Source organism: Bowmanella yangjiangensis, assembly GCF_017255015.1.
Taxonomy (GTDB): Bacteria; Pseudomonadota; Gammaproteobacteria; order Enterobacterales; family Alteromonadaceae; genus Bowmanella; species Bowmanella yangjiangensis.
This window is the reverse complement of the sequence record NZ_JAFKCS010000624.1, coordinates 1-425: the sequence shown is the minus strand read 5'-3', so window position 1 is coordinate 425 and position 425 is coordinate 1. Positions and strand designations below refer to the sequence as shown.

The following is a 425-nucleotide window of genomic DNA, read 5'->3' as shown; positions in this document are numbered from 1 at the left end:
CAGGTTGAGCAGGCCCCAACCGAACAGGCGGCCCCAGGCCGTCTCCTTCTGCTGCTGCCAGTCGAGTTGCAGCGGTTCGTCGTCGAGGTCGAACAGGCGTTCCTCGCGCAGAGCAGGCTCGCTGCGTGCGGCGTCGTCGGGCTCGCGCTCGTCGTGAGGCTGGTCGTCCTCCGGGTCCGCCGCGTCCAGTGCGCCGATGCGAGGCTCTTGCGGCTGCTCGCGTTCGACGGCGCTCACGGCTGGCGAGGCCGCTGCGAGCGGCTCGTCGCTCTGGCGCGGCGCGGGCTCGGGGGCGTTCGTCGGCTCCAGCTCGAAGCTGTCGCGCTTTACCTGTTCGTCACGCAGCAGTGCTTCGGCCCAGGCCTCGTCATGCACATCGTCGTCGTCCTGTGCCGTGGCGCTGCCGAAGCTCTCGCTGTAGCGCG

At 70.6% G+C, this 425-nt stretch carries 1 protein-coding gene; it reads right to left on the bottom strand.

Annotated elements, in window-relative coordinates:
• Nucleotides 1–425, bottom strand: a 425-nt coding sequence (locus J0A65_RS25980) for a hypothetical protein (protein ID WP_206597080.1), incomplete at both ends; no start/stop codon positions are given.